Source organism: Paenibacillus sp. FSL H3-0469, assembly GCF_038051945.1.
GTDB lineage: Bacteria > Bacillota > Bacilli > Paenibacillales > Paenibacillaceae > Paenibacillus_AQ.
Genome location: NZ_CP150302.1, coordinates 332,175 through 358,556, shown reverse-complemented (window position 1 = coordinate 358,556; position 26,382 = coordinate 332,175). Strand labels below are relative to the sequence as shown.

Below are 26,382 nucleotides of genomic sequence, written 5' to 3'. Positions count from 1 at the left end.
CGCGCACGGTCCAATTGTAATCGGTTTTCCGACTACATTTCGTCCGCGCGCCACTCCCGGTCCAATTGTGGTCGGTTTTCCGACTACATTTGGCCCGCCCGCCGCGCACAGTCCAATTGTGGTCGGTTTTCCGACTACATTTGGCCCGCCCGCCGCGCACAGTCCAATTGTGATCGGTTTTTCGAACACATCCTGCTAACACGCCCATTTCCCCCTGGCAGCCCAAAAAACACCGCCGGCCACTAAACCCCCGGCGGTGTTTCTCTGTATTCAGCTTACATCTCAGATATCGGAACCCAGCGCCGCTGCTCTATGGAACGGTCCACGGCTTCCAGCACCGCCTGGCATTTCACGCCGTCGTTGAAGTTCGGCTCCGGCTGGCGACCTTCCTCAATGGCATTCGACAGCTCCAGCATCTCATGAATGAAGGTATGCTCGAACCCGATGGTGTGGCCCGGCGGCCACCACGCTTCCGCATAGTCATGGGACGGATCGGTGGCCAGTACCCGGCGGAAGCCCTGCACATCCTCGTCATCCGAGGTCAGGTAGACCTCTAGCTCATTCATCCGTTCAAAATCAAACTTCACACTGCCGAGACTGCCATTGATCTCGAAGGAGTTAGTCGAACGGTGTCCGGCGGCAAACCGCGTTGCCTCGAAGCTGCCCAGTGCGCCGTTCGCAAAGCGGGCCAGGAACAAGGTCGCATCATCCACGGTTACCGGACCGCGCGGCGCATCCTTGCCAGCCTTGGCACTAAGCCCGGTCATCTCCGTTGCCAGCGGACGCTCCTTGACGAAGGTCTCGCTCATGCCGATAACCTCCTCTACATCTCCGACCAGGAAATGAGCCAGATCAATCAGATGCGCCCCGAGATCACCATGCGATCCCGAACCGGCAACCTCCTTCTGGAGCCGCCAGACCAGCGGGAATTCCGGGTCGAGAATCCAGTCTTGCAGGAACCACGCGCGGAAATGATAGATGGTGCCCAGCCGGCCGCTCTCAATCAGCCGCTTCGCCAGCCGTACCGCCGGGGAGAAACGGTAGTTGAAGCCAATCATATGCGCTATTCCAGCCTTTTCGGCAGCCGCAAGCATCTCGCGGGAATCCTCCAAATTCAGGGCCAGCGGCTTCTCGCAGAAGATATGCTTGCCTGCTGCCGCAGCCGCCAGGGCAATCTCTTTATGGGCATTGCTTGGCGCATTAATATCGACCAGATCAATATCGCTGCGTGCGATCAGGTCTTTCCAGTCCGTCACGCTCTCCGACCAGCCAAGCTGTGCTGCCGCTTCTTGTACCGCTCCCTCATTACGTCCGCAGATGACCGACATTTGCGGCTTAACTGCCTTGGGAAAGAACATGGGCAGACTGCGGTAAGCGTTGCTGTGGGCCTTGCCCATGAATTTATAACCTATCATTCCAATGCGTAGCTGTTTCATTTGGTGCCTCCTCACTGAATAGACTACTCGATGTACACGCATACATTTTCTCATTCAGGCTGCGCTTAAGTCAAATCCCTTCTTGCCGGACAGCTAGATCTGCCTTACAACCGTATTGTTGCACATTTTGCAGAACGGGCTAAGGTACATTGTTGCACCATTTGCAGGATTTCTCTACAATGTTACGTGCTGCGGAGCAAATTAGATAAAAATCATAATTTCCTAAAAAACAAAAAAACGCCCCCTCTGCCAAACGGCAGCCAGGGACGTTCCTCATCTATAGCGGTATCATTTTCATTTAACTGCCCATGTTGTAGAACTTAGCGAGCCCGCCTTCAGAAGTTTCACGGTACCTGCTGTTCATATCGAGGCCTGTCTCATACATGGTCTGTACAACCAGATCAAAGGATATTTTACGGGTACCGGACAAGAACTTGGCCAGACTCTGCGCATTAATCGCCCGCATCGCACCGACCGCATTCCGTTCAATGCAAGGGATCTGAACCAGTCCGTTAATCGGATCACAGGTTAACCCCAAGTGGTGCTCCATCGCCACCTCCGCCGCATACTCAATCTGGTCAATCTCCATCCCGGACAGTTCAGCCAGTGCAGCCGCTGCCATAGAGCAAGCCGTGCCCACCTCCGCCTGGCAGCCGCACTGAGCACCGCTGATGGAGGCGTTCTGCTTGACCAGATTACCGATGAGCCCGCCGACGGCCAGCGCCCGGAGAATTCGTTCGTCCGGGACCTGCAGCTTCTCCTGCATATAACGGAGCGAGGCGGGCACAACACCGCAGGCCCCACAGGTTGGAGCCGTTACGACTGTACCGGCGGCCGCATTCTGTTCATTGACGGCAAAAGCGTACGCGCTGACGATCCGATTTTCCCGAGTCTCCGGGCTCTCATCCTCAGTCCCCTGATGATACAGATATTTCGCCTTGCGTTCGACATTCAGACCACCCTCCAGAATGCCTGTGACAGACAGCCCTTCGTCGATCGACCGCTTCATCGCTTCCCAGATGCCTTGGAGGAACTCCCAGATCAGTGTGCCTTCACGCTGCTCAACGTAATCGCTTAGGCGGATATGATTCGCTTTACAATAGGCACTGATCTCGGCAAAACTGTTCTCCGGATAGACATCAGGTCCCCGCGTCTCCTCCCGCCCATCAATCACGATCTCCCCGCCGCCGATACTGGCAACACGCATGGAGGCTGTTTGCTGACCGTCTTTGTAAGCAAACAAATCCATTGTATTGGGATGAGGCAGATCAAAGTCAGGCTGTGGAACAAATTCAACCTCCGCTGAAGCGGGTGACAATGCGCGAATAATGGCCTTGTCCGTCATATGGCCTTTGCCTGTTTTGGCAAGAGAACCATAGATCAGTGCCTTGAACTGGTCTGCGTCTTCATTTTCCGACTTGAAGATGCTGGCCGCTTTCTCCGGCCCCATGGTATGGGAGCTGGACGGTCCACTGCCAATCCTAAATAGCTCAGTCAACGATCTCATAGCACCCTCATCCCTTCTAAGTTGTCTTTGGCTTAAGATTTCCTCCTGCGGCTTGATCAGGCTTATTACCCATTTCTCTGAAAACGTTCCTTGAGCTTCATCAGCCGCTCATGAATCCCCTCTTCATCCATAGCCATATCAACCAATTGGTGGGTAAGCTGAAGACCTTGATCCTCCGCAAAAGCTTGTTTCCACGGGTGTGACACAATCGAATGAGTAAGATGTCTCGTAGAGCGGGGTGCCTGCATGATCATTTCTGCCAGCTCCCATGCCCGTGGAAGAAGCTGATCATGAGGCAGCACCTCACTGACCAAACCGAGCTCTAATGCCTCTTGAGCATTAATATTCAAGCCCGTGTATGCATAGTATGCCGCTTTCTTGGTTCCCACAATCCTTTGAAGTGCCAGAACGATTCCATCTCCGGGCGGTACACCGCCCAGATAATGGGCATCGAAGAACGCTGTGGCTTCCGTACAAAGGGTAATATCACAAAGCGTTCCCAATTGCCAGTGTGCGCCTGTGCCATTGATCGCCCCAATCGTGGGGATGTCCAGGCAATGAACCATATTTTCAATCATTCTAAGTGATTCATGATACATCTCTAGCTTCCGGCGATTCGGCCAATCCATGAATTTGGTGGTCCAGACTTCAGGATTGCCGGTCTGCCACAACTCTCCAGTCCCTGTGAGAATCATGACTTCATTCTCAGGATCACGGCCAATATCTGACCATACCTGACCATATGCGGCTTGGACCGGCCAGTCGAATTGTAAAGGTCCCCCGTGAGTGTGCAACCGCATTTCGAGAATACCGTCACGGCGGGTCATGAGGAATAAGTCCTTGTACTTCTCAGAGTATTCTTCGAGCCTGGTAGGTCCAGTCATCTCTCTATTGAACATCGTTGCCCATCAGGCGTCCTTGCATTTTCTTCAGCCGCTCCAGCGCTCCTTCTTCATCTATGGCCATGTCGTACATCTGGTGGGCCAGCTGGAATCCTTGATCGGCGACCAGGGCCTGCTTCCATGGACGGGAGATGATGGAGTGAGACAGATGTCTCGTTGAACGCGGTGCCTGCATGATCATCTCCGCGAGCTCCCAAGCGCGTGGAAGAAGCTTTTCGCGGGGCAGAACTTCACTGACTATGCCCAGGTCCAAGGCGGTCTGTCCATTGATATTCTTGCCGGTGTAGGCGTAGTAGGCTGCTTTTTTGAAACCGATCATGTTCTGCAGTGTGAGCAACATTCCATCTCCCGGAGGCGTGCCTCCCAGATAATGCGGATCGAAAAAGTCAGCGTCTTCCGTACAAATGGTAATATCACAAAGCGTTGCGAGTTCGCAGTGCGTTCCCGGTCCGTTAACCGCCCCGATGGTCGGGATGTCAATGCAGAAGATCAGATTCTCAAGCAGTCTCAGTGATTCATGATACTGTTCGAGCTTCTTTTGCTTCGGCCAGTCCATGAATTTCGTATTCCAGACCTCAGGGTCGCCAATCAGCCATTTATCCCCGGTTCCCGTAATAATCATGACTTCGTTCTCAGGGTCACGGCCAATATCTGACCAGGCATGAGACCAGGCGGTATGAGCTTCCCAATTGTGCTTGTATGAACCTCCATCAGTGTGCAGACGCACTTCAAGGATTCCGTCACGGCGGGTCATTAACAGGAATTCCTTGTATTTCTCGGAATACTCTTCGAATTTGGTGGGTCCAATCATACGTCTCTCTGTCATTGTAATTCCTCCTAAGTTTGGTTTTAAGCTTAACTGTTACTTTCAAGCCAATCTCTGGCAAAAGCTGCATAAGCCGCAGCCCCTCTATGAAGCACCTCATCCGCGAACATCGTCTTAGGATGGTGTACAGGGTAACTATAACCTTCTTCGGTATTGCCTGCGTTAAGAAACACTGTGGTACTTGGCACCGCCTGAGAGACAAATGCGAAATCTTCTGAGCCCATTAATTTCCCGCCGGGTACCAGCTCAGTTATACCAATATAGGAGCCGTCGCCAAAGGTATTTGCAATCGAAGCCCTCATTTGCTCATTAAGTCCGCCATCCGTTTTCACTTCAGGACAACCACGTGTATAGATCACTTCCATTTTTGCCTGAAAAGTTTCTCCGATCCCTGCGGTAATTTCACGGATACGGGTCTCCATTTTATCCCGCAATGCGGTGTTAAATGTACGTACACTGCCTTTCAATCTGGCCGTATCGGGAATCACGTTGTTCGTAGTTCCGCCCTCCATCACGCCAATGGTAAGGACTGCATGTTCAATCGGCGAGATTTCCCGGCTAAGGATTCCTTGCAGTGCCAGATGGAGATGAGCAGCCACATTCAAAGGGTCCACTGCGGCCTCAGGCATAGCGCCATGTGAGCCCCTCCCCCGGATGATGATTTCGAACCAATCCGAAGAAGCAGATATCGCTCCGCCTTCCTCAGGCACTACAAATTGTCCGAGAGGTAGCGGCATTCCGGTCAACACATGGAGCATCATGGCTGCATCCACCTTGGGATTGTCCAGAATCCCATTCTCCAGCATCATCTTTGCCCCGTGCAGCGTCTCCTCACCCGGCTGGAACATAAGCTTAACCGTCCCGCGAAGCTCAGCTTCGTTAGCCTTCAGGATCTCCGCAGCTCCGAGCAGCATGGAAGTGTGCATGTCATGCCCACAGGCGTGCATGTTTCCGTTCAACGACGCGTAAGAGAGCTCCGTTTCCTCTGAAATGGGCAAAGCGTCCATATCCGCACGGATCAGAACTACCTTCCCTTCATGCTGTCCGCCAATGGTAACGGTTAGCCCTGATTCCCCGACGAGAGTGGGCTTCAGCCCCATCGATTCCAATGCCTCTTTTACGTATGCAGTAGTCTTAGCTAAACTTAGATCAAGCTCCGGAACCGCATGAAGATGATGCCTGTACGTGACCATTTTGTCCTGCAGCTGATGAGCCATACTCATTAAGTCTTCAGCTTCTTCACTCACAATGAACATCTCCCGCAACATAAATTAAATGAACGTTTAGTTAGAATAAATCTTACCCCCTTTATGTTTTAGGACTTTTTAAGAACAGTTTCATCGTACTGGCATTTTCATTCGCTGTCAAGATATTTTTAGACTTTTTAAGAACATTATTTCAAGGGCTGCCGGAACATTGTAATATCACATTTATTGTGATATAACTCTTTTGATTGAACTGTTCATGAAAGGAATCTATTATGAAAATCAAGCTGGGTATTATCACGCCAGAGTCCCATATGGATTATTTCCGCGCCATTGAAGAAGAAATGCGGCCCCTATGCCAGTTCCGCTTCCTTACCATCAGCAACTTCCGGGAAACAACGGACATTTATCTCAAAAACCTGGATTCGGTGGATGGATTTGTGATCAGCGGGAGGATGCTTTACGAGGCCATCGACAAGGAATGCCTGGATGACAAGGTACCTGTTCACATTTTGCATGATGATGAGAACCTGCTGTACAGAGAGCTTTTCCGGCTGCTGGTTACAGAACCTGGACTTGATATGTCCCGGGTCTATGTGGATTATGCGTATGTCATCGAGTCCTTCAGCGAATTCCAGCAATATCTGACTCATGAAGTAAAGCCCGTTAGCAGCGGAAATCTGCTGGAGCGGGTGGAGAGCATGCTGGAGAACCATATCACGCTGTGGGAAGAGAAGAAGATCGATCTGTCCATTACGGCCTTTGGCCACTTTGTTCCAGAACTCCAAAAGCACGGCGTCAAATATATCTTAATCCGGCCCACTTTGGAGAGCGTTAAAGAGACCATCAGCGAAATCATCAACGAAATTACCATCCTCAAGCTTAAGAACCAGAGGGCAGTGGTTGCGTGCTTATCGGTCCAAAAGGATCAGCAGTCCTCCGAAGAGGAGCTTCATGAGCTGAACGTCCTGGTCGGCAATTTTCTGCGCAGCGTGAATCTGGCAGACACGGCCCAAATCTCAGAAGGCTATGTCAGACTGTACACCACCTACGGAAATTTCATGCGAATCACCTCTAACGCTCATAACTGTTCCCTGCTGGAGTATCTGGAGGAGCGCATACAGGGCAAAGTGAAGATCGGGTGGGGCTCGGGGCATGAATATTATCAAGCGAATGTTAATGCCACCAAGGCTCACAGACAGGCGGAAGCCTATACGGGCAGTTCCAGCTTTTTCATAGACGAGAATCAGACGGTTGCCGGCCCCATGCGGAGCATGAATGTCATCCAGTTCTCAGAACAGGGAGACCCGGAAATCATTGCTTTAGCCAAAAGAATCGGTATCAACAACATCAACCTGCAGAAAATCATATCCTATGCAGAAATCATGCGAACCAACAAGCTATCCTCTGAGGATGTTGCACAGTGTCTGTCCATGACCGTCAAAGGTGCCAACCGAATTCTTAACAAAATTGAGGAAAGTAAACAAGTGCAAACGGTATTTGAAAAAAGGGACAACAGTAAGGGGCGGCCAAAAAAATACTACGAGCTATTGTTTCTCGACCCTGAAGGGCGCAAATTAAGCGGATGATACGCGGATTCACTTGGCAAAAAGGCATGTTTTCTATTTGGAAACATGCCTTTTTTGCGCTTTTCACCAAGTTAAACTGCTCCTTGGCTGGACGACCAGTGCTGCACATGCTGCAAGAACCGCCGGGTGGCAGGTGAAGCATATTTCATCGAGTTGACCGCGATACCAAGCGAACGGAAACTGCGCTCCTCCAGCTCAAGCATGGCTACACGTTCATACTGGAACCGGGTGACCAGCTCCGGGAGGATGCTCATGCCCAGACCTTTTTCCACCATGGCAATAATGGCGTAATCGTCCCCGGCCGAGAACTTGATGTTCGGCTTGATGCCCGCCTTCTCCAGCACCCGCTGTACATCATAGTCCGAACCGGGCTTCGGAATGATGAAGTCCTCGTAGGCGATCTGAGCCAGCGGCATATAAGGCGCCTTGCTCAGCGGATGGTCCAGCGGGAGAATAGCCAGCATCCGGTCCTGCTTCAAGGGAATGACTTCGAACCGCTCCCTTGTCGGCAATGAGAGGAAGCCGCAATCGACCACCCCAGCCTCGATCCACTGCTCAATCTCCAGATACCCGCCCTCCATCAGCTTGAACTCAATGTACGGATATTCCTCACGGAACTGCTTGATGATATCCGGCAACCAATGAACAGAGACACTGGTGAAGGTACCGATCGTAATCGTCCCTGTCTCCAGCCCGTGGATATCCGTTACTTGCTGCTTCAGCTGCTCATTCCAGTTCAGAATCTCCCGGATCGGCTGCATTACCTGTTCCCCGTTCACCGTCAGCTTCACCCCCGACCGGCTGCGCACCAGCAGCGGAAAGCCGAACTCGTGCTCCAGGCTACTCAGCGTGTGGCTGATGCCGGATTGGGTGAAGCCCAGCACCTCTGCGGCCCGCGTCAGACTGCCCAGCTCCACCACTTTCAGGAACACCTCGTACTTAATCAGACTCATGCCCAGCCCCCTCATTTAGCATGACAATTTCTCATGTATTCTATGATAAACATTCAGTTACCTTATGTATTCGTGCGTATTATACTATATTCACTTGAAATAAAGAAGGATGATGACTGAATGAAGCCGCTTAAGGCCGAGCTAATGCTCATTGTAGTAACACTATTCTGGGGCTCCTCCTATCTGTTCATGAAGCTGGGACTGGGTACACTGGGAGAATTCAATCTGATCGCACTGCGCTTCGGGCTTGCGTTTATCCTGGCGGGGCTGCTGTTCCGTAAACGGCTGCGCAGTGTGGATGCCAAAACCTTGAAATACGGAGCCTTGCTCGGCTTCCTGCTGCTTGGCGTATTCACCTGCATCACTTTCGGGCTGAAGACCACTACGACCTCTAATGCCGGTTTCCTGGTCGCTCTGACTGTTGTGTTCGTTCCGGTGCTGGAGGTTCTGGTCTTCCGAAAAAAAGTCGCGCCCCCGCAGATCTTCGGTGCCGTTCTCGCCATCAGCGGCATCGGGTTGCTCACGCTGAACGGCTCGCTGCAAATCCGGCCCGGTGATCTCCTCTGCATTCTGTCAGCAGTATTCTATGCGGTGCAGATTCTAGTGACGGGCCGGGCGGTCAAGACCTGCGACTCATTGAATATCGGCATTCTGCAGCTCGGCTTCGCCGGGGGCTATGCCCTGATTCTATCCGCTATCTTCGAGTCCCCCTCGCTGCCGTCCACCCTTCCGGGGTGGATCGCGATTCTGGCTCTGGGGATCTTTTGCAGCGCCTGCGGGTTCATCCTGCAGCCGGTTGCCCAGAAGTACACAACACCGACCCGCACCGGTCTGATCTTCGCACTGGAGCCGGTATTCGCTGCCTTCTTCGGCTACTTGTTCGTACACGAACAGCTCTCGCTCCAGGGCTATACCGGTGCTGCCCTTGTCCTGCTGGGCATTCTGGCCTCCGAGCTGCTGGGCAAGCTGCATCTTGTGCCGCCGGCAAGGATGCTGAAGAAGCGGCGGGCGCATCTGTAGCCCGATAACGGGATGCAGCCAGCCTTAGCCAAACTTCCGGCGAATACTGGGGGCATCCCGCCAATTCTGGTGCATTAGTGCACCTTATTTCCTCCTTATGATCGCGTTCGGCATATTCTGGTGCACTAGTGCTCTTCATTTGCTTCATTAGCCCACTTCACGCTTATTCTGGTGCACTAGTGCTCTTCATTTGCTCCTTTCTCACACATCCCGTGAATTCAGGTGCACTTCTGCACCTCATTCTTCTCCCTTCATGTTTGTGCTGCTCCATGTACCAGCGCTCCCCGCATTGTATTCAGTTTTTCACATACGTTAGTCCTAGGTTACTTGGCTGCTGCACATTATGTTCAGTTTTCTGCATACATTCTGCCCACACACTCCCTCCCCCGCATCATTCATTGAGAACAACCAAAAAACGCCCCCCTGCCAACGGGCAGTAAGGGACGTTATTGATATGTCTATAACATGCGTATATAACTTGTAACTATACTTGTATCTATACTGTGCTTTAACAATGGTGTCCGATTAATGCCCCATCATCATGGCAGCATCGGTCTGCTGTTCTTCAGGAGAAGGCGCGGCGCCTGCTGTCTTCGGACGGCGCAGAATCAGACTGAGCACCACACCGGCTACAGCGATGCAGCCCGAGAGGAAGAAGACATCCCCAAAGCCCTGCACGGCAGCGGCAAGCGGATTGCTTCCGGCCGCCATTTTACCCATATGCACGGTAATCTGGCTGGTAAGGTAACCGGTCATGCCGGCAACAGCGAACGATACCACAACCTGCTGGGCAGCGGCGGTAAGCGGGGTAACCCGGTTCACCCATTCACGCGGCGCAGAGTTCAGGACATGGGTGTTGACCGGCATCATCGACAGACCCATACCGAGGCCCATCATGACCAGACACAGCATAATAATAGGGAGACTAGTGTCTACTGTAACTCCTGAGAGCAGGAACAAGGCCGTCGATATAATACTGAGACCTACGAATACCAGCGGACGCGCACCGATCCGGTCAAACAGGCGGCCGCCCAGCGGCATCCCTACTCCGGAAGCCAGCGCCTGGGGAAGCAGGATCAGACCCGTCTCAAGTGGCGTGTAATTGCGGATCTGCTGAAGATACAGCGGAACGAACAGCATGGAGCCGAACAATGCAGCCTGTGTGACCCAGGACAGAATAATCCCGCGCGTGAAGTCCGAGGAGCGGAAGACGCGCAGCTCCAGCAGCGGATGCTTTTGCAGCAGTTCAACAATGACAAAGACGATCAACGCGGCTCCGCCAACCGACAAGCCTACGATAGCCCCGGTGGAAGTCCAGCTCTCCCCGCCGCCCTGATTGACGCCATAAGCCAGCATCGAGAAGGCGAGCGGAGCCAGAATGATTCCGAAGATATCGAGGTGGGCTCTTCCCTTTTTCTCGGTCGCCGGCAAATATTTAAGGCCCAGAATAATACCTACAATACCAATTGGCAGGTTAATCAGGAAAATCCAGTGCCAGCTCACATACTCCACCAGCCATCCCGAAAGAATCGGCCCCAGGGCCGGAGCCAGCAGCATTGGAATACCGAGCATCCCCATGATAGAGCCTCTGCGCTCTGCCGGAGCGAGTCTGAAAACCATCGCCATCCCGATTGGAGCGACCATGCCGCCGCCAAGACCTTGGATGACGCGGAACAAGACGAGCTGCCCCGAAGTCTGAGCTACAGAGCATAACACAGAGCCAAGCACGAACATGGCAATGGTTGTTAGGAATACCTGCTTGGACCCGAACCGGTCGGTCATATAGCCGGCCAGCGGAATTACAGCAGCGAGTGCAAGCGTGTAGCCGGTAATCGCCCATTGAACAGTCTTCAGATCCGTATGGAAATATTGCACCAGATTCGGAACGGCCACATTGACCGCGGTGCTGTCCAGAATAACCATGATCATGCCGACAATAATCGCCAGCAATGATGGCAGTATAGCTCTCAGCGAGAACGGCGCCTCTGCTGCTGCGGTGTTACTTGGATTCATAGGTTTTGACATTCTCTTGTCCACTCTTCTCTCTGTTAGAAATTAATGATATTTGTGAAAGTAAAGCTCAAACAACCCGTCAATCTGTTCCTCCAGCGGGGCCAGCCTGAAGATCTGCTGAAGATCCTCACGCTCCTTCGGGAAACTGCTCACCATAATCACCGGGAAGACAATCGCCCCGTAGATCTGCATATTCATCATCATGAGCTTATCGCGGTCCTGTTCTCCGGTAATCTCCCCAAGTGCGTCCAGAATCCGCTCAATCCGCATCAGCTTGGAATATTTCGCATATTCATCGTGGGAGCCCATGATATGATGCCGCTGGTCAAGCATCTGCCGGGCCATGCCGGGATAGCGATTGAGATTGACAATGTACCGCGTGAAGAACAGCTTCAAGCGCTCTTTTGGCGGCAAAGATGTATCCTCCAGGACCTTAAAGGCATCGTCAAAAGTCGCCATAAGCTGCTTCACCGCATCGCCGAACAGCTTCTCCTTGGAGCCGTAGTAGTAGTTCACCAGCGCCAGATTGGTCTCTGCTCTCGCTGCGATACTGCGCAGGGTGATGCAGCGGAATCCCTCCTCACGGATTAAGTCCACGGTGGCATCCAGAATAATCTGCTTCGTATCTTTATCCGTTGAATCCGTCTTACCGTCCGGTTTGGCCATAATGAAGATTGCCGCCCTCCTCTGTCACAGAATCTTAATCCTTGATCCTTGATCTAATCACTGATTTAAACATTGTTTAATTCGAATTTAAAATTACTCTCTTTACGGCATTCTGTCAACAGAAATATAAAGGGAGAATTCCTGCAGCTGTACTTAAGCCGTGGAATTCTCCCTTGGGAGTGAGGTTATGTTTTATGTGAACCTAGGGTTGGGCCGGGCTGGCCAATACTTCACTGGCTGCCTGAACCGGTGTTAGAGTCAGCTTGGTGAGCTTGCCGGAAGCGCCTAGTTCCAGAGTCAGTAAGGCCTCCGCTTTGGTGAATGACAATACGCTCACAATCGTCATTACTCCATCCTGCTGTGTGCTTGTGGTCGATTTCACTCCCAGGTAACTGCCCGCCGGTGTGTTAATTCCTTCCCAGCTCTGCTGGAGCGCCGGAAGAGGAGCAGGTTCTGCATCCTTGGCGTAATACCGCTCCTTCAGCGCCGGATAGTTACCGGTTGCCAGCAGACCTGCTACGGCACCAGCCATTACCTCCGGTGAGTATACATCAACCTGGCCTGTTGCCGGATTATAGGAAGTGACTAACCCGATTGCTGCAAAAAAAGACAGCGGCGCGTATGCCTTTTTTTGCTTTAACTCAAAGCCGTCTGTAAACGGTACTTTGTTCTTGCCGTCCAGCACAAGCTCCTGACCGGATAGTCTGAACTGTACGCTCTCCTGGAACCGTTCCAGCAGGAATGTTCCGGTAGCTCCACTGAAGGTGACCTTATACTTGAGAGCTTCTACCGTCTCCCGTAGCGGAAGCATGGCATCCGGTCCGTCGGTATAAGCCGATGCCCCACCTAGCTGCAATTCCTGACCGTTCACGATAATCCTCAAGCTGCCGGCGGCACTAACATTATGACTGGTCAATACACCTGCTCCTGCTGCAAATAACATTACACTAAGGAATACGGCTGCGATTCTTTTGAACAAATCGATCCCACCTCTCCTGTATTACAATATTATGCACGCATGCTTCAGAGATTAACCTTACATTATCCATTAACCGTTCTGTACAGCTTTGGAACAGCCCTACTCCACTTTGAAGTTGAAATATTGCTTCGGATAAGGCTCCTTAATTAGTGTGAAATGCCACCATTCCTTGGCGTAGGGCTTGAAGCCCTGCTTCACCATCGCATCCTTCAGCAGCTTCCGGTTCGCATGCTGGGTGCTGCTGATGAGCGTCGTATTATAGTAAGAGATTTCGCCGAAAAAATCATAAGGGCTGCCCATATCCACCAGCTTGCCTGTACTTTTGTGGGCCAGGGTCAGGTCGATCGTGCTGCCCCGGGAGTGCCCGGATTTCTTGGCGATGAAGCCCAGCTTGAACAGATTCCGCTTGTCCAGCTTCGGATAATACTGCGGCTTCATCTTCAGATCGGCGGCATCCTGCGACCAGCGTACGAAGTGGTTCACTGCTTGCTGCGGACGGTAAGCATCATAGATCCGCAGGATATAGCCCTTCTGTTCCAGATCTTCGCTAACCTTCTTCAGCGCAGAGGCGGCAGTCTTCGAGAAGATCGCGAGCGGTGCTTTATATCCGTCCACCCTGGTGCCGGTAAAATTATTCTCACTATAATAACGGATCTCATATTGCGCCGAGGGAATAACCTCACCCAGATAGACAAAACCGCCGGGGAGATTGTTTTTCTTCACAACTGTACTTGGTATAAACGCTGTCTCAGGAGTCACGGGTGCTGCTGTAGCTGTTGTCATGACACTCAGAAACACAGCCCCGCTTACAATCATTGCACCTAACAGTAATCCGAGTCTTGTGCCTGTATATCGCAGCTTGTTCACAATGCTTACTCCTCACCTTCCTTATCCCATATTTACCCTTCAAGTATACGGTGCAGCCCCAGGGAGCGTCTATAGTGAAGATGGAGCTTGACCCGCTGGGAGCATATCCTTCCGCCGGTAGACCCCCATCAGCAGCCCGAGAGCCGCGAATTCAATGAACACATGCTGTCCGTAGCTCAGGAACGGGAACGGTATGGAGATCAGCGGCATTCTGCCGGTGAGAATAGTCAGCCCATAGATTAGACGAATGGAGAGCATCAGAGCCAGTGCCAGGATCAGCGCCCGTCCATAGGTATCGCTTACGGTGCGAGCGTAGGAGAACATTCTGAGCATAAACCAGCAGACCAGCACAAGCAGCAGCAGACCGCCAGCCCAGCCGAAGCTCTGAACCAGGTACAAAGGGAAAAAATCTGTATACGGATAGGGCAAACGCTCCTCCACTGCCAAATCGGTTATTCCCTGACCTCCCCAGCCTGCGGAGGTCAGGGCGCTGTGAATCATCCGGTTAAGAAAACCTACGCCATTCTCCGCATCACTGATAAAGAAATAATGGTTGAACTGGTCGCGTAAATACATTTGACTCCAGACATAGAGGGCAACTCCTGATACACAGCTTGCAGCAACAACGACTGCTCTTACCCACCGCCGGGTGATCCATACATACAAAGGCAAGGCAACAACCAGATATACAACCAGCTCGGCAAAAGAAAGGATGAGAATATAAATGGCCGCAGGCAGCAGCAGCAAGCCCAACTCCATCCAAATCCTCAGTCGTCCGCCCGCAGTCTTCTGTCCCCCTGGTCTTTTCCAAATTCCTGCTAGCGCCACAACGAAGAGATAAGGACTACAACCGATCAGATCAAAGGGGAATCCCAGAATAGAAACATAGCGCCTGCTGCCATTCATCATCTCTGGACCGAGCCATAGACTGGCAACAATCAATATTAGCGCTCCGCTATAAATCCAACCTGAGGCCCGCTGCAATTGCTTGAAATTGATGAAGAACATCCCGGTCATGGCTGCAAGACCAAGGATGATAAAGACAGATTGACGCAACATTAGAGCATTAGGAATAAAGTCCTCAGTGAACCCCGCTTCCACAGCTGCCATCCCCAGCAGACTAACCGCCGACAACAATATTACACCCGCCAGCAGCCCCCAGGGAATGCGCGGTTTATGAATCTGGTGCAGCTCTCTGCCTACGGCCTGCGGATCACCCAGTTGCCTGATCGCATACTGCTGAGCCTCTTCTTCGGTAGCACCAAGCTCCAGCCGCTCCGTCACCAGGTCTGCGAAGTGCCCGCTTAGCTCGTCACGGATTTCATTATGCATCCCTTTGGCTCTAACTTCTGCGCATACTGTATCCAGGTAACGCTCCAGATCCTGCTTACTCTGCTTCATCATCCGCTGCCCTCCCCTAGAACGGTATCCATGGCACCCTTGAACAGCGCCCATTCTGCCTTCTTCTCCTGCAGCTTGTGCTTGCCTTCATCCAATAGCCGGTAATACTTGCGTCTGCGTCCGTCTACCTCCATCCAATACGCTTCCACCCAGCGTTCACTCTCCATCGCATGGAGAATCGGGTAGAGCGTACCCTCCTTCAAGGCAAAAACTCCCTGCGAGCGCTGCTCCAGCTCCTTAATCAGCTCGTACCCATACAGCGGCCTGTCCAGCAGCAGAGTGAGGATCATCGTACCCGTGCTCCCCTTCAGCATTTCCTTGCTGACCTTCATCGGCATTCCCTCCTGTTTGATTCGCCTATACATCGTTAATCTATGCTTAATATACAGTATTAACCAAACGAAGTCCAGTATGTAAATCATCGTTCTCCACAAAACAAAAAAACCTCTCCCGCCAAATGGTTGCCCGTTTTAGCAAGGAGAGGTTCTTATTCAATTGCAGATTAATTAATGCATCGAAGCCTGAGTCTTGTGCGATACGATGACACGCTTCAGGAAGAACGCAATCACCAGACCTACAATAGCCATGACCATACCGAAGATAAAGGCATTCTGCACTCCATGAGTGAAGGCAGCGCCGATGTTCAGCGGATCAGCCGGGTTAGTGACGGTCTGCATGTAGCTTTTGGAGCCGGAGGTCATGATGCTTACCGCCAGCGCTGTACCTATCGCACCCGCCACCTGCTGGAGTGTATTCATAATGGCAGTACCATGCGGGTAGTATTCCAGCGGAAGCTGATTGATACCATTCGTCTGTGCAGGCATCATGATCATGGAGATTCCGATCATCAGTACACTGTGAAGCACGATTACGAAGACAACGGTCGATGTAGCTGTAATCCCTGAGAAGAACCACAAGGAGACAGCGACGAGCACCAGTCCAGGGATAACCAGCCATTTGGGACCGTATTTGTCGAACAGACGTCCCATGACCGGCGACATCAGACCGTTGATGATTCCGCCCGGCAGCAGCAGTAATCCTGCCTTGAAGGCTGAATACCCTTGTCCCTGCTGCAGATACATAGGAAGAATCAGCATTGAGGAGAGAATGACCATCATACAGATGAAGACCATCAGTACCCCAACCACGAACATCGGGAACTTGAAGGCGCGCAGATCAATCATTGGCTGCTTCATCGTCAACTGGCGGATACAGAATAGAATAAGGGCAATCGCACCGATCACGATGGCGATAATAACCTTCGGACTTCCCCAGCCTTCCGATTCACCAGCACTGCTGAAGCCGTAGACAATACCGCCAAAGCCGAAGGAGGACAGAATAATGGACAGGACATCAATCTTAGGTTTTGTCACTTCCGTGACGTTCTGCATGAAGAGAATTCCGCTAATTAGGGCGATCACCAGGAATGGCAGCGATAGCCAGAAGATCCAGTGCCAGCTGAGACTCTCAATCAGCAGACCGGCAATCGTAGGTCCAATCGCTGGAGCTACCATGATTACCAAGCCGATAAGTCCCATCGCGGCCCCTCTTTTCTCAGCAGGAATGATGATAAGAATCGTATTAAACATCAGCGGCAGCAGCAGCGCGGTTCCCATCGCCTGTACCACTCTCGCAGTGAGCAGAAACTCAAAATTCGGCGACATTGCCGCAAGGAACGTGCCCAGAATGGAGAAGCATAGGGCAGCTACGAACAACTGTCTTGTGGTAAACCACTGCAGAAGCATTCCGGAGATCGGAACCAGAATCCCCAGCGTCAGCAGATAGGCGGTAGTCAGCCACTGCGCCGTCGATGGTGTAATTTGCAGGACATTCATAAGATCACTTAAAGCTACATTTAGGGCGGTCTCACTGAACATGCCGATGAAGCCGGCAATCAGCAGGGAGATCAGAATGGGTAAAGTCTTGAATTGCCGGGGGTTGCTTGACCCCTTGTCAGTCATAGTTGCGTTCACTCTCGTATCCTCCTGGTATCTGTGTATATCTCTCTGTGGTCTTGCGTATTACGGTTAAGCCAGTATTGCCGGAATGCACTCTGCCGCTGCTTCCAGCGGTTGAATATTTCTGCAGGTCAACGCCTGCAGCAGCGCTCCTTCGAACAAGGACACCACCACCGAAGCTTTGCGCTCTGCCGTTTCCTCCTGTACCCCCTCCCGGATCAGACGCTTTGCAATAATATCCTGCCAATCCCTGAAGACACACTGGCAAGCAGTGCGCAGCTCATGGCTGACACAGGAGGTCTCCACGGCTACCCAGAAGCTGAACGGAACGAGTCCTTCAAAAGAGGACTTCTCCGCTTCATCTGCCATAGACATGATGAAATTCTGCACAGCCTGAGCCGGTGCCGCTTCGCCCTCCATATAATGGCGCAATAAACGGGCTACCTCTTCACTAGTCCGGTTAATGCAGGTCAGGGCCAGCTCCTCTTTGCCGTGGGGGAAATAATAATACAAGGAGCCCTTGGGCGATTCGCTGTCCTTGATGATCTGATTCAGTCCGGTAGCATGGTACCCCTGTGTAAAAAACAACCTGGAAGCCGTATCCACAATGGCTTCGCGTGCATTAGGCTTGTTCGACAAGCTCTACACTTCCTTATCTTGACGATCCAATGATTATAACAATTGGTCTACATAATAAAACCACAAAAAAACTTCCCCTGTCAATGGATAATAATTTCAAATTTTAATTTCTGTTTCTTGCTCGTAGCACATAAGGATTGCTACTTCCACGTTCTGCCGTTATAATCGAGTTAAATTATATAATTCCAATACGAAAGGTATGATTTACATGAATCAAACGCCTTCAGTGCAGGGAATTCCCCGGCCGTTAGTGAAGCTCAATCAGGCCTTCATTGTCATATCTGTATTACTGGCCTTGCTCACAGGTCTCCACTGGATTCTCGCCCTCCCGCTTGCCGCCGGATTATCTGGCCTAATCTTCGGATATAATCCCGTCATCAGGCTCTGCAGCCCGCTGCTGACGAAGCCGCGCTCCGCCTATGCGCTTGAAGACCCGGAGCAGCAGCAATTCAACCAGAAGATTGCCGTCTTCTGTCTGGCGGGCGGACTGGTCAGCTTTCTCGCCGGCTGGACAATTGCCGGATATATCTTCACCATGATGGTCGGAATCGCAGCAACGGTTGCTATTCTCGGCTTCTGCATTGGCTGCTTCATCCATTATCAGTGGAGAATGTACACCTATAGACGCAAGCAGGCCGGGCTTCACAAATAATCCGGGATTTCCTTACTGCTGCGCATTTATACACCATTTCACAGAACAGGCCAGCCATTCCTTGCAGCAGTCTAACACTACTGTCAAGGCTCGGCTGGCCTGAGTTGCCTCTTCTTCTACACGGCTTACTTCACTACATAATCTTCAAGGATCTCTTCCACTGTGGAGGCGAAGCTCTGGCCTGCGCCCCAATCCATCTTAAGTATCAGGCCTTGGGAGGCGCCCCTGCCACATCCCAGCGGTGACGGAACTTCTCCAGGCGCGGATGGACCTCTGCCGGCGCTTCGGAGAGAAGCAGACGCAGCTTGACGATCCACTCCTCGAAGGAGGAGAAGGAGGCGAACTGATTCGCCATATGTGGAGTCAGATAGAGAAAATACGGTGCAGGATAGATGTCACTGATATGACGCAGTGCCGAATCCAGCGGGGTATACTTCTTCCGCTTACCTTCGAGGCTCTCCACGGTAATGAAGGACTGTCCCTGCTCTTTTTTCCACTCATGCAGCCGGTCATCCCGCTTATACCAGGCTTTCACCGGCTCCTTCGTCATCCGCCGGACGGTTTCTTCATGCAGCGGGTAGAGCACCAGCTTCATGAACCTGCGGTCCACTGCCGTCTCCGCCGCCTTAAGCAGCTCCATATCCGATATATGCTCGAACGAATCATAGAAGATCAGCGTTCCCTTACGTTCATTGGCTGGCGGTTCATAGCCATAAGGCATATGTTGTATGTCGCGTGTCATCATATTACCTCCCGTGTATTACTGCCTATAGCATATCATGCTACCCGGGACAGCGTACAATTCTGCAAGCTTATTATACAAGCACTGCTGCTCATTTCCCTTGGCTTCATCCGCTAGCCCAGCTCTTCGCGGAACCATTCTATGGTTTCCCTAATGGCCCGCTTATACGATGTCGGATTGTATTCGGGGAACCGCATCATGAATTTATTATCATTCAGCAGGAGCGGATACTCGAATTCATATAGAAGCTCATGGAATTCGTTCGCTTCCTTATTGAACACACCGGCTACTCCGACTGCCCATGCCGGCAGCGCACAGCACTTCCCCTTGCTGCCAGCCGCTTGCTGGATGTGCATCAGGAATTGCCGCCCTTCAATAGCTCCGGAGCCGGACACATGCCACTCCCCCTGCTCGCCGCTCTCCGCCAGCAGCACGGCCGCCCTGGCCGCATCGCGGATATAGACCAGATCATGCGGGACATCCAGCTTCACTGGCCACTTAATCGTTCTGGCCTGGAGGGCTCCGCTGAAGATCGGTCCGAATAACCGGTTCGTGACATTGGGACCGTAATAATCCGGATATCGCGGAATCACGTAACGGAAGCCCCGCCGTTCAGCCTCCGTCTTCAGCAGCTCCTCCAGTTGATTCCGCAGCTTCCCCTTGCGGGTTCGTGCCTCCTTCGGATGGCGTTCATCCGCCGGAAGATATTGGAGCTTGCCGTAACCGTAGATATTGCCCGGAAATACCAGCGTCTGTCCGCTCCTAAGCAGGCGGGTTACCCGCTCCAGCGCCTCCGGCATGATAGAGTACCAGTCCTGATACGGCACATTAAGACAGAAATAGACGGTTGTCACCCCATTCAGCGCTTCAGCCAGCACCTTCTCATTCATTACATCTACTGCTGCCATGGTCAGCAGCGGCCCCTTCAGCCTGCGCAGAGCCTGACTGGAACGGTGGTATGTAGCTGTCACCAGCTTGCCCCGTGACAGTAATTCTTGTGTGATAGAATGGCCCAGACCGCCATTACCCCCAATTACGAGATTCATAACATGAACGGCTCCTTATCGAACACATGAAGACCTTCAGCAACCTGCTAACGGTTCATTCAATCTGCCCGTGATTATAATGCGCAGTATGGAAGAACCGGATCATCCAATCTTCTTCCTTAAAAGAGAAGGATATATATTCCATTTATCTGCACTGTTATCAGTATATCGCCTGTCAGTTACTATATTCATTGGGTTAATTTGACGATTCATGTCGATTCCGGGCTTTTATATGGACATATGGTGAATTATTGAATTTCAATAGTTTTGCATCAGCGCATTTCTGCTCAGTTAGAATGGGGCAGACGCAATCCCCCTTCAAATTACATCTTTTTTCCAAGCGGGCGTTGTTCTTTCAGGGGCGTTTGCCTTCGCGTAACGGACTGAGGTGCTCTTCTTTGGGAAGAAAGTCGCCAATTGGGCGAGTAACGGACTCCACAGGCCTTATCCTTTGCACATCAGCTCCGAAACGTCTCATAGCGAGACTATAAGGTCGCCTGAGTCCGTTACGTTGCAAAAAGTAGCGTTTCCACGGGGATAAGATCTCTCCGGTCCGTTTTTAGCTCCAGCTTCACTAGTATTTTTTAGTTCAATCTATATCGTTGTGCCTGCTCTGTTTCTGATAAGCATACACAGCCGCACCCAATGTGCCCGCCCTGCTGCCCAGCTCTGCCTGAACAATCCGGCACCGGCTTGCGGACAGCTTCAGCGCATGGGCATTTACAGTATCGCGGACACTATTCAGGAGACGGTCTCCTGCTGCGGCCATGCCGCCCCCGATAATAATCAGCTCCGGGTTCAGCAGATTGATCACATTCGCCAGCCCGAACCCCAGCAGTTCTCCCGTCTCATGCATGACCTCAATTGCCAAGGGGTCTCCAAGATCATAAGCCTCTGAGATCATCTGCGCCGTGATCTGCTCCTGGTCCTGCCCGGTCCAGGTCTGAATCAGGCTGACCCTTCCTGCTTCCAGCTTCTCCTTGAAGGTATTCACCATCCCTACCGCAGATACATACCGCCCCAGGCATCCGGAGCTTCCGCAGCGGCAGGGCCGTCCCTGCCGGAACATATTCATATGTCCGATCTCACCAGCGCTGTAGGTTGTCCCGTAGATCACCTTGCCGTCATGAACCATCCCGGAGCCGAGACCAGTGCCGAGAGTGAGCAGAATCAGATGCTTATGGCCTTGTCCGGCCCCCCGCTGCCATTCCCCGTATAGATTAACCCGCACATCGTTATCTATGTAGACTTCGAAGTCATAGTAAGGCTTCATTTCGTTGACCACATGGACCTGCTCCCAGCCGGGAAAATTCGGTGAGAAGACCGACAGTCCCTCCTCCGGGTCGAGCAGACCAGGGATTCCCATGCCCATACAGGCAATCTGAGACTCGTTAGCCCCGCTTCCTGCACATAACTGTGTAACAGCAAGCCGGATCCGCTCCAGCACATGCGCCGGACCCTGCTGCGCTTCTGTGGGTATTGACAGCTCCTCCACTGCTGTGAAATGTTCATCGAATAGGCCTGCTTTGATATTGGTTCCACCCAGATCGATTCCTACTATATACTTGCTCATCTTGCCCCAACCTTCTTTCCCCGATAGATTGCTGTATGTCTTCTTACCTTATTATGCGCTTTCAACTTTTAGATAAGTAGTATTTTCCTAGCATATGGATAGTACATTTCACTTGAAAGCGCACATCCTACGGATAGCGTTTGCTGTATTTTATTGACAAAGAGGGCTGCCCCGGCAGCCTCTTCCGAAGCTGCGGGACAACCCTCCCCGTAATTCTATTAGATTCCAGTCCGTTAAGAACCTGCGCCCTTATACCGCCTGACGCCGAAGCTCCAGGCCATCAGGCCGATGCTGAGGAAGACCACGCCAACCAGCGGGGTCAGCAGGGCCATCGTCCGCATCTCATCGCGGTGCAGGAACAAGGCAGCCGGATAGATCCCGACAAAAGCGAACGGGATAATCCAGGTAAGCAGCACCTGAATCGCCCGGTTGTAGATCGTTACCGGATAACGTCCGTACGTCTGGATGTTATACATCAGCGGCAGAATGCCCGTAGGGGCATCCGAATAGAACGACAACGAAGTCAGTGTCGTATAGATCCCCGTATAAATGGCTACTGCGCTGAGGGTCAGAAGTATCAGCATCGGCAAGGTCCACCATTCAAACGGCAGGCCCAGATTGCTGCCGCTGATCGCCATAACGATCAGCCCGATGATAGAGCCGAACAGGGACGGCGGGTCCACATTTTCCAGGAAGATCTGGAACAGGTTATGCGCCGGACGGGTCAGGATGCGGTCCATTTCGCCTTTGACAATATACCGTTCACTGAAGCCCCACATATTGACGAAGCAGCTGAATACGCCGAACGGCACCATGAAGAAGCCGTAGACGAACACCACTTCGTTCTGATTCCAGCCGCCCAGGCTGTCGGTATGCATGAATATGACCAGGATGAAGATAAAGTTCGTCGCCTGGAACAACAGGTCGGAGATGACCTCCACCCAGAAATCCGCGCGGTAGGTTAAACGTGTTTTCATATAATTCTTCAGATATTCAATCAATAAGCCCAGGTAGTACATAGCTCAGCTTAACCCCCCTGCACGAACAGCCGCTGACGCGCTGCGTGATTTAGCCAGACAATCGGAATGAGCAGAATGAGGAACCAGATGACCTGGATACCCAGCACATTCCAGATGCCTACCCCCTGCACCCGGCCTGTAAATACAGAACCCGGCAGATAGGTAATCGCTTGGAAGGGAAGAACTTTAAGCACGGAAGACAACCAGTCCGGGAACAAGGTAATTGGCACAATCAGGCCTGAGAACAGATCGACGACCACACGCTTCATGCGCATCATCCCCTCATTGTTCTCCACGAAGAAGGCGGACAGGCCTGTGATAATATTAATCTGCGAGCTGATCAGGAAGCTGAAGAACAGCATGACCAGGAATCCGGCCCAAGCCGAAGGCTCCGTAGGGAGCTGCACCGGAAACAGGAGAATGGCAATCACCATGCCCGGGATCATCAGCATCATGAAGCGGAACAGGCCTTCGCCGAGGCCCTGCATCATTTTGACCAGCACATAATTATAAGGCCGGATGAACTGGATCGCGATGCTTCCGTCACGGATATCCGTAGAGATCTCCCGGTCCAGATTATTGAAGTAGAAGGCCCGCGCCATCCAGGACACCGCCACATACGTGGTCATCTGCGCCCCGGTAAAGCCGCCAAGCGATTCACCATCGCCATAGATCGCTCTCCAGGTGAAATAGTTCACCCCGATATTAAGCGTGTAGATCAGAATCCCCGAATAGTAATTCACCCGGTAAGCAAGCATCGTCAGGAACCGGATACGGATAAAATCAAAATAAGCGCCAAGCAGCAGCCTCCGCCCGTTTTCCCCGGAACCGCCCGGAGAACCGCCAGAGGAGGGAACTGCCGTTGCCAGCTTCTCAGACATGAATAGCCTCTTTCTCGTCGCTGAGTGCGGCGATCCGCTCCTCAGGCTTCTCTGCCGAGCCTGACTGGTAAATACTGCGGACGATGTCATCCGTATTCGTTTCTATGATTTTGATGTCTGTAATATCTGCCTGCCCTACGACCCGGCCCAGCACATCCGATACATTCAGCTCCAGCGGAATCCAGACCTTGGCTGCCAGCTCATTCTCGGCGGTCCAGGTCACCGGCATGCCTTCCGTCCAGTCGATCAGCTGCTGCAGCTTCGTGGCCGTTCCGAACTGGAACTGCACCTCACGCCCGGTTCCCCAGCGCTGCTTCAGGTCATCCAGACCTCCGTCATAGATAATCCGCCCGTCATCCAGCATGATGACCCGCGAACAGAGCGCTTCGATATCCTGCAGATCATGCGTCGTCAGCAGGATGGTTGTGCCATGCTCCCGGTTCATATCCTTCAGGAATTCGCGGATCTCCGACTTCACGACAATATCGAGTCCGATCGTCGGCTCATCCAGGAACAGAATGGACGGATTGTGCAGCAGCGCCGCGACCAGCTCGCAGCGCATCCGCTGGCCCAGACTCAGCTTACGGACCGGACGGTTCAGCAGATCCTGAAGCTCCAGGCGTTCGACCAGCTCATCCAGCCGTTTTTTGAACGCCTGCTCCGGCACACGGTACACCTTACGCAGCAGCTGGAACGATTCAATCACGCCGATATCCCACCAGAGCTGGCTGCGCTGGCCGAAGACAACCCCGATATTCTGCACGAACTTCTCGCGCTCCTCATACGGCACGAAGCCGCCGACAGTCAGACTGCCGGCGGTAGGGACAAGAATTCCGGTAAGCATCTTGATCGTAGTAGATTTCCCTGCCCCGTTCTCTCCGATATATCCGCAGATTTCACCTTCGGGAATGCTGAACGAGATGTCCTTCACTGCCGTTACTTCGGAATATTGCCGCTTAAACAAATCAGCGAAGGCCCCTTTGAGGCCCTCGCGGTTTTTTTGGACTTTGAAGGTCTTGCGCAAGTCCTGCACTTGTATAGCATTCATAGGTTACCTCACTAAGCTAAGTATTGGGTTCAGTACCCCATTATAATGGAACGGATGCATATCCGTCCAGCCTGCTTATTTAGCCAATCTTCCCTCAAAAAACTCTGCACCCGGCACAGCCTCCAGATGTCCGGAACGGGCAACCTTGGTCCGCAGATACTTCTCATTGAAGGCCGATACATCGCCCCATAGCGGCACCCGCTTCACTGTGTTCATTCCGGCAGCCCGGAGTGCTTCCAGCTTCTTCGGATTGTTGGTGATCAGAGTCACCGGATGGCTGCGCAGGTGTTGAAGCACGCTGATCGCATCTGTGTAATCTCTGGAATCATCGGCGAACCCAAGCTCCAGATTGGCCTCTACAGTATCATACCCTTCTTCCTGGAGCAGATATGCCATTGCTTTGCTGAACAGGCCAATCCCTCTTCCTTCATGATTCGCCAGATAAAAGAGTGCCCCGGCGCCATGCTGGGCAATCATCTTCATCGACTGATGCAGCTGGAAGCCGCAATCGCAGCGCTTGCTGCCGAAGATGTCCCCGGTATGGCAAATGCTGTGCATCCGGATCAGCGCTTCCTCGGAATGCTCGAAATCTCCGTAGACCAGGACGCTGGACTGCTGTCCATCCGCAAGCTTCATCGAAGATAACCGGCTAATGAGCAGCTCGGTAGCCTCCTTGCCTTCAGCGCGCTGAAGCTCTTCGTCCGTCACGTTCAGCCAGCTGTACCATTTGAAGGTGATTGTCTCCCCATCCAGATTAACAGGCAGAGTAATAGGTCCGACCAATATATTCGTGGAGTTTTCCATAGGAATCCGGCTGATTTTGTTCTGTAGTATAGATAGGATATCTGGGTTAATCATAAGAGCACCGTCCTAAAAGTTTGATAGTGTTGCTTAGAAAGCATACACTTAGTTTTAATTTTGATATTTAAGTTTTTCTGTAGTAACTATTTGTAAGTTAGTTTATCATTGTAATGTAACTTCGTCAAGTTATAATATATATTTAAATATTTATAATTACTTATTGTAAGTTTATGATATAATGAATGCTGAGGTGATCCTTATGAATGATTTTGAGATGTGCCCGCGGTTTGAGAAAGCGGTAGATGTGCTTAGTAAGCGGTGGGTCGCCCTGATCGTATTCGTTCTGATGGATGGTCCGCGGCGGTTCGGAGAAATTGAGCATTGCTTGTCCAACCTGAGCGGCAAGGTCTTGTCAGACCGGTTGAAGGAAATGGAAACGGAAGGGATTATACAGCGCACTGTATATCCTGAGATGCCCGTACGAATTGAATATTCGTTAACCGATAAAGGTACGGCACTCGCCCCCATTCTTGGAGAGATCGGTAACTGGTCTACGGATTGGATCGAGATCGGCGTGACCAAATGATTCCCGCACGGCACGCGAAGCAGCGCCCTTGAAGCTCCTGAACAGGAACCTTCGGGGCGCTGCTTTGTTTGTT

25 protein-coding genes are annotated in these 26,382 nt (G+C 52.1%); 4 read left to right on the top strand and 21 right to left on the bottom strand.

Features of this window, described 5'->3' with window-relative positions:
* Positions 1-275: 275 nt before the first annotated feature.
* The 5 genes from NSS83_RS01670 to NSS83_RS01650 form a co-directional block, all read right to left on the bottom strand.
* Positions 276-1,436, bottom strand: a complete 1,161-nt coding sequence (locus NSS83_RS01670; protein WP_341186060.1) for a Gfo/Idh/MocA family oxidoreductase — start codon at positions 1,434-1,436, stop codon at positions 276-278.
* Between the two features lie 298 nt (positions 1,437-1,734).
* Positions 1,735-2,943: an L-serine ammonia-lyase gene (locus NSS83_RS01665; RefSeq protein ID WP_341186061.1), complete on the bottom strand. Its 1,209-nt coding sequence runs from the start codon at positions 2,941-2,943 to the stop codon at positions 1,735-1,737.
* 65 nt (positions 2,944-3,008) lie between these two features.
* Positions 3,009-3,842 (bottom strand): enoyl-CoA hydratase/isomerase family protein, encoded by an 834-nt coding sequence (locus NSS83_RS01660; protein WP_341186062.1) that lies wholly within the window; start codon positions 3,840-3,842, stop codon positions 3,009-3,011.
* Entirely contained in the window at positions 3,832-4,671 is an 840-nt protein-coding gene (locus tag NSS83_RS01655) for an enoyl-CoA hydratase/isomerase family protein (RefSeq protein WP_341186063.1), read from the bottom strand. The genes NSS83_RS01660 and NSS83_RS01655 overlap by 11 nt, the downstream gene beginning before the upstream one ends.
* A gap of 29 nt (positions 4,672-4,700) precedes the next feature.
* Positions 4,701-5,927: a M20 family metallopeptidase gene (locus tag NSS83_RS01650; protein ID WP_341347538.1), complete on the bottom strand. Its 1,227-nt coding sequence runs from the start codon at positions 5,925-5,927 to the stop codon at positions 4,701-4,703.
* Between the two features lie 224 nt (positions 5,928-6,151).
* On the opposite strand from NSS83_RS01650, the gene NSS83_RS01645 reads away from it, so the two are divergent.
* A complete protein-coding gene (locus NSS83_RS01645; RefSeq protein WP_341186064.1) occupies positions 6,152-7,465 on the top strand; it encodes a transcriptional regulator in 1,314 nt (437 codons plus the stop codon).
* A gap of 71 nt (positions 7,466-7,536) precedes the next feature.
* Here NSS83_RS01645 and NSS83_RS01640 read toward each other — a convergent pair whose 3' ends face one another.
* A complete protein-coding gene (locus NSS83_RS01640; protein WP_341186065.1) occupies positions 7,537-8,418 on the bottom strand; it encodes a LysR family transcriptional regulator in 882 nt (293 codons plus the stop codon).
* 120 nt (positions 8,419-8,538) lie between these two features.
* Here NSS83_RS01640 and NSS83_RS01635 point away from each other — a divergent pair, with 120 nt between their 5' ends.
* Entirely contained in the window at positions 8,539-9,438 is a 900-nt protein-coding gene (locus NSS83_RS01635) for a DMT family transporter (protein ID WP_341186066.1), read from the top strand.
* A 525-nt stretch (positions 9,439-9,963) separates the two neighbouring features.
* Here NSS83_RS01635 and NSS83_RS01630 read toward each other — a convergent pair.
* The 8 genes from NSS83_RS01630 to NSS83_RS01595 form a co-directional block, all read right to left on the bottom strand.
* Positions 9,964-11,451, bottom strand: a complete 1,488-nt coding sequence (locus NSS83_RS01630; protein WP_341186067.1) for a DHA2 family efflux MFS transporter permease subunit — start codon at positions 11,449-11,451, stop codon at positions 9,964-9,966.
* Positions 11,452-11,493: 42 nt separating this feature from the next.
* Positions 11,494-12,117, bottom strand: a complete 624-nt coding sequence (locus NSS83_RS01625; protein ID WP_341186068.1) for a TetR/AcrR family transcriptional regulator — start codon at positions 12,115-12,117, stop codon at positions 11,494-11,496.
* A gap of 202 nt (positions 12,118-12,319) precedes the next feature.
* On the bottom strand, positions 12,320-13,096 hold the full coding sequence (locus NSS83_RS01620) for a stalk domain-containing protein (RefSeq protein WP_341186069.1): 777 nt from the start codon (positions 13,094-13,096) through the stop codon (positions 12,320-12,322).
* Between the two features lie 99 nt (positions 13,097-13,195).
* Entirely contained in the window at positions 13,196-13,963 is a 768-nt protein-coding gene (locus tag NSS83_RS01615) for a M15 family metallopeptidase (RefSeq protein ID WP_341347537.1), read from the bottom strand.
* Positions 13,964-14,032: 69 nt separating this feature from the next.
* Positions 14,033-15,367: an FtsW/RodA/SpoVE family cell cycle protein gene (locus tag NSS83_RS01610; protein ID WP_341347536.1), complete on the bottom strand. Its 1,335-nt coding sequence runs from the start codon at positions 15,365-15,367 to the stop codon at positions 14,033-14,035.
* On the bottom strand, positions 15,364-15,696 hold the full coding sequence (locus tag NSS83_RS01605; protein ID WP_036694109.1) for a PadR family transcriptional regulator: 333 nt from the start codon (positions 15,694-15,696) through the stop codon (positions 15,364-15,366). Before NSS83_RS01605 ends, NSS83_RS01610 begins: the two co-directional genes overlap by 4 nt.
* Before the next feature lie 174 nt (positions 15,697-15,870).
* Complete coding sequence (locus NSS83_RS01600; RefSeq protein ID WP_341186815.1) at positions 15,871-17,325, bottom strand: DHA2 family efflux MFS transporter permease subunit; 1,455 nt, start codon at positions 17,323-17,325, stop codon at positions 15,871-15,873.
* 66 nt (positions 17,326-17,391) lie between these two features.
* On the bottom strand, positions 17,392-17,961 hold the full coding sequence (locus NSS83_RS01595; RefSeq protein WP_341186073.1) for a TetR/AcrR family transcriptional regulator: 570 nt from the start codon (positions 17,959-17,961) through the stop codon (positions 17,392-17,394).
* A gap of 208 nt (positions 17,962-18,169) precedes the next feature.
* On the opposite strand from NSS83_RS01595, the gene NSS83_RS01590 reads away from it, so the two are divergent.
* Positions 18,170-18,613 carry a DUF4395 domain-containing protein gene (locus tag NSS83_RS01590; RefSeq protein WP_341347535.1) on the top strand — a complete coding sequence of 148 codons (444 nt, stop codon included), beginning with the start codon at positions 18,170-18,172 and terminating at the stop codon, positions 18,611-18,613.
* A gap of 205 nt (positions 18,614-18,818) precedes the next feature.
* Here NSS83_RS01590 and NSS83_RS01585 read toward each other — a convergent pair whose 3' ends face one another.
* From NSS83_RS01585 to NSS83_RS01555, 7 genes are all read right to left on the bottom strand, one after another.
* Positions 18,819-19,355, bottom strand: a complete 537-nt coding sequence (locus tag NSS83_RS01585) for a hypothetical protein (RefSeq protein WP_341348699.1) — start codon at positions 19,353-19,355, stop codon at positions 18,819-18,821.
* A gap of 113 nt (positions 19,356-19,468) precedes the next feature.
* A complete protein-coding gene (locus NSS83_RS01580; protein WP_341186077.1) occupies positions 19,469-20,401 on the bottom strand; it encodes an NAD-dependent epimerase/dehydratase family protein in 933 nt (310 codons plus the stop codon).
* 589 nt (positions 20,402-20,990) lie between these two features.
* The gene (locus tag NSS83_RS01575) at positions 20,991-21,974 is read right to left on the bottom strand and encodes an ROK family protein (protein WP_341186078.1); all 984 of its coding nucleotides are present in this window, start codon (positions 21,972-21,974) and stop codon (positions 20,991-20,993) included.
* A 233-nt stretch (positions 21,975-22,207) separates the two neighbouring features.
* Positions 22,208-22,993 carry an ABC-2 family transporter protein gene (locus tag NSS83_RS01570; protein WP_341186079.1) on the bottom strand — a complete coding sequence of 262 codons (786 nt, stop codon included), beginning with the start codon at positions 22,991-22,993 and terminating at the stop codon, positions 22,208-22,210.
* 8 nt (positions 22,994-23,001) lie between these two features.
* Positions 23,002-23,796, bottom strand: coding sequence for an ABC-2 family transporter protein (locus tag NSS83_RS01565; protein WP_036730060.1), 795 nt, complete (start codon positions 23,794-23,796; stop codon positions 23,002-23,004).
* A 70-nt stretch (positions 23,797-23,866) separates the two neighbouring features.
* Positions 23,867-24,922 carry an ABC transporter ATP-binding protein gene (locus tag NSS83_RS01560; protein ID WP_341186080.1) on the bottom strand — a complete coding sequence of 352 codons (1,056 nt, stop codon included), beginning with the start codon at positions 24,920-24,922 and terminating at the stop codon, positions 23,867-23,869.
* Positions 24,923-24,997: 75 nt separating this feature from the next.
* Positions 24,998-25,780, bottom strand: a complete 783-nt coding sequence (locus NSS83_RS01555) for a GTP cyclohydrolase II (RefSeq protein WP_341186081.1) — start codon at positions 25,778-25,780, stop codon at positions 24,998-25,000.
* Positions 25,781-25,982: 202 nt separating this feature from the next.
* Between NSS83_RS01555 and NSS83_RS01550 the strand changes: the two genes are divergently transcribed.
* Positions 25,983-26,309, top strand: coding sequence for a helix-turn-helix domain-containing protein (locus NSS83_RS01550; RefSeq protein ID WP_036728810.1), 327 nt, complete (start codon positions 25,983-25,985; stop codon positions 26,307-26,309).
* The last annotated feature ends 73 nt before the right edge of the window (positions 26,310-26,382 follow it).